Source organism: Bacteroidales bacterium (genome assembly GCA_018334875.1).
In the GTDB taxonomy this organism is placed as follows: Bacteria; Bacteroidota; Bacteroidia; order Bacteroidales; family UBA12077; genus JAGXLC01.
The window spans coordinates 1-4,097 of sequence record JAGXLC010000365.1; the positions used below are offsets into that span (position 1 = coordinate 1).

At 44.1% G+C, this 4,097-nt stretch carries 3 protein-coding genes; all 3 read left to right on the forward strand.

The window, feature by feature from the left end:
* The first annotated feature begins 153 nt into the window (after nucleotides 1–153).
* Nucleotides 154–2,322 carry a PAS domain-containing protein gene (locus KGY70_18140; protein MBS3777122.1) on the forward strand — a complete coding sequence of 723 codons (2,169 nt, stop codon included), beginning with the start codon at nucleotides 154–156 and terminating at the stop codon, nucleotides 2,320–2,322.
* A 75-nt stretch (nucleotides 2,323–2,397) separates the two neighbouring features.
* Nucleotides 2,398–3,645 carry a GAF domain-containing sensor histidine kinase gene (locus KGY70_18145; protein ID MBS3777123.1) on the forward strand — a complete coding sequence of 416 codons (1,248 nt, stop codon included), beginning with the start codon at nucleotides 2,398–2,400 and terminating at the stop codon, nucleotides 3,643–3,645.
* A gap of 246 nt (nucleotides 3,646–3,891) precedes the next feature.
* Nucleotides 3,892–4,097 (forward strand): hypothetical protein (locus tag KGY70_18150; protein MBS3777124.1); only part of this gene is annotated, 206 nt, incomplete at its 3' end.

Consider the following 4,097-nt stretch of genomic DNA (forward strand, 5'->3'; position numbering starts at 1 on the left):
CTGTCATCTTTTATTGGCAATCAGGAAGAAAGTATATCTTTATTACCTGTTAACTTCTGCATGTCATGGAAGCTTTATTGATACTTTGAAGTAGAGGCTCTTTTTTGTAATTTCGAAGGTAAAGCCATCTTTTCTATTCACTAAATAAAACACATGAATCAAGAATCTACTTCTCATCTGAAAAATAGAATTCAGGAGCTGGAAAATGAAAATGCCCGGTTAAAAGACATCACCCGGCAAAGTAAAGCGGAGAGGGAGCTTCTCCCCCAAGAGCGGTTGGCTAACATTTTGGAAGGCACCGATGCCGGCACATGGGAGTGGAATGTGCAAACAGGTGAGACCATCTTTAATGAACGCTGGGCAGCCTTTATCGGGTATACCCTTGAAGAGCTTTCACCCACCACCATCGAAACCTGGATGGATCATGCCCATCCCGAAGACCTGGAGAGATGCAAGGCAGAACTGGACAGGCATTTTAAGGGTGAGACCCGGCTCTATGAATGCGAACACCGCATGAAACACAAAGACGGCAGCTGGATATGGTTGTTGGACCGAGGCAAAGTGGTGTCATGGACCGATGACGGAAAGCCCCTGTGGATGTTCGGAACCCATCAGAACATCACCCGGCGCAAACAAGCGGAGATCAAACTGCAGGAAAGCGAAAAAAAATACAGGCACCTTTTTGAAGGGGCACCAATAGGAATTTTCCGTACCAACTCAAAAGGGGAACCGATAATGCTGAACGGTACGATGGCTCATATATTAGGCTTTGAAACTCCGCAGGAAGCCATTGAATTTTATCACAACCTGGCTTCCCAGCTTTATGTTGATCCCCAACGCAGACAGGAGTTTTTGCAAATATTGAGAGATCAGGGATGGGTTGAGAATTTTGAATATAAAGGGAAAAGAAAAGACGGCAAACATATATGGCTTTCCATGACAGCCAAGGTTTCCAGAGAAATTGATGACAATACTTTTGTCATAGATGGATTCACCTCTGATATTACCGGCCGGAAAGAGGCAGAATTCAAACTTCAAAAGAAAAAGGAGGACCTGGAAACTGCAGAAGAAGAATTAAGAGCCTCCAATGAAGAATTGCACGAGGTGAATCAAAAACTGGAAGAACAAAATGATGAATTGGAGCATATCAACAACCGGCTGGAAAAACAAAAGTTCGAGTTGAAACAGGCCAAAGAGAAAGCCGAAGAAAGCGACCGGCTCAAATCAGCTTTTTTGACGAATATGAGCCATGAGATACGCACCCCGATGAATGGCATTATGGGTTTTTCGCAGATGCTCCAGGACCGGGAGTTCGCAACAAACAGACAGAAAGAATTTCTGGATATCATCCACTCAAGCACCAAACATTTGCTCAATATCATCAATGATCTGGTGGATGTGTCAAAAATTCAGGCCAACCAGCTATCAATTCAGGTCCGGCCATTCAGCCTGAATGAGGTCATGCACCAACTCTACAGCACCTGGAACAACCACCTGAATACCAATGGGAAAGATCACCTTGAGCTGAAGATGGACCTGGGCTTGGATCAGGAAGAGAGCCGTATTGAATCCGATTTTCAGCGCCTGCGGCAGATAATGGACAATTTGTTGAACAATGCCATCAAATTCACCGATGAAGGTACCGTCGCTTTTGGTTATACTCTGAGGCATGACCATACATTGCTCTTTTATGTAAAGGATACGGGTGTGGGCATTCCCCCTGATAAAAAAGACTGTATATTTGAGCGTTTCACACAAGCCAGTAATTCTTCCTCCAGATTCTATGAAGGCACCGGACTGGGACTCACCATCTCCAAAAATCTCGTTGAGCTGCTGGGAGGAGAAATGTGGGTGGAATCTGAAGAAGGGAAAGGGTCCGTCTTTTATTTTACCCTGCCTTACAAAACGCAGGTTAAAGACAAAGAAGAAAGGAATGAAGCGGGAAAAGCCGATTACAACTGGCAGGGCAAAACACTGCTTATTGTTGACGATGATCCAACAAGCCTGGAATACCTGAAAGAGATCCTGGCACCCATGGGCGCCACGCTTATTTTAAAGGCAACGGGTGAAGACAGTTTTCAGGCTTTTAAGGATCATGCCCATATAGATCTGATCTTAATGGATATTCGACTCCCTGATATCAGCGGAATGGAAATCATTAAGAGAATACGGCAAACCGACACCGATGTGAAAATCATCGCCCAAACCGCTTATGCCATGGGCGAAGACCGGAACACTCTTCTGCGGGCAGGGGCTGATGATTATATTGCCAAACCCATTGAGATCAACGATTTTTTTCAAGTTATCCATAAGTACATGTAGAAAGGCAATGGATCGATCAACATCGGTGAACAGAACAATTGGAAGAAGGGGTTCAGAAAAAAGGAACAACCACTAATGAAAGAAAAGAAATTTTCTAAAGTTACAGTAAGGGAAAACGGTTCAACGGAACGGGTGAGCATTGCTTCCGAGCTCAAACCGGAAATGGACAGGGAAGTAATTGAGAAATGGCAGTCCCTGTTAGATCTGACTGCAAAACTTATGAATGTTCCCTCTGCGCTGATCATGAAGCTGAACGAGCAGACCATCGAGGTGTTTTTAAAAAGCCAGTCAAAAGGCAATCCCTACAAAGTGGGAGGGAAAGAGGAGCTTATTCATGGATTGTATTGTGAAACCGTTATTGGTAAACAAGAGAAACTGCTGGTGCCTGATGCCAGCAAAAGTGAGATATGGAAAGAAAACAATCCGGATATGGACCTGAACATGATCTCCTATTTGGGTATGCCCCTGAATTATCCGGATGGGGAAGTGTTCGGTACAGTCTGCGTGCTGGACAACAAGGAAAATCATTACGGTCCGCTGTATGAAGAACTGCTGGATAAAGTAAAACAGCATATTGAGACAGATTTAAAGTTGCACCTGTCCAATCAGGAGTTGGAAGAAAAAAACCACCAACTGGAACAGGCCAATGAAATAAATTCTAAGTTTTTGTCTCTTATCTCACATGATCTGCGGGGGTCGGTGTCATCAATGGACCGTTTCATAAAGCTGATGCTTACAAAATTTCATCAGGTCAGCAAAGATGAATTGGGCAGAAATTTACAGACATTAGGGGTAACCACCAATTCCATGTATCAAACCCTTCAGGATCTGTTATCGTGGTCCAAACAGGATTTGCTTCAGTTGGAACCCCAAAAGGAACACGTTGAGCTTAAGTCTGTTATTGATAGGATTTTGGATTTTTTCAAACCCAGAATTGAATTTAAAGAGTTGGAAGTGAGCACGGATTATCCTTCTGATCAGGTTTTTGTCTATGCCGACGCCAATATGCTGGAGACAGCACTGCGAAACATTGTTTCCAATGCTATAAAATTCAATGAATCCAACGGAGCGGTTTATATCGGGGTTTTTGAGACAGCCAGGGGGGCAGAGATCATCATTGAGGATAAGGGAATTGGAATGGATGAAAAGACCGTCAACAAGTTATTTTCTTATGATTATTCCGTGGACCTTGGAAATAAAAACAATGAAGAAAGTTCGGGCCTGGGCCTCATGTTAAGCAAGGAATTCCTTCAGAAAAACGATGCCACGGTATCGGTTTCCAGTACCCCGGGAGAAGGCACCCGGTTTACCATAACTATTTGAAATGTTCACAACGTTCTAATCTCCAACGTTTTGACGCTCAACCTCCAACGTTCAACTTTTTTAACGTTCAACGTTCAACGTATTTAAAGTCCAACTCAACGAATTCAATTTTCGTTATATTTGTAATGATCCATCTTGGTTATAAGGAAGAAGACAGCAAACAGGCGGTGGAAATGAAATCCGGATCGAATCGATACAGGGATTTATCTGATGCCGGGGAACTGAAAAAATTCAGGGACAATAAAGATGATGATGAATAGATCTCATATTTTAAAATATGCGCTGGCAGCCGTTCTTGCTGTCCTGATGGCATGGATGTTTCCCCCGTCGCCGGTAAAAGGCCAGAGCCAAACCCAGGCAGGGGCTCAAACCCAACCGCAGGACACAACCCAGGCCCCGGCACAAAAACCCTGGAAGGACCTCCCCCCGGAGCAGTTCCACCGCATCATGCA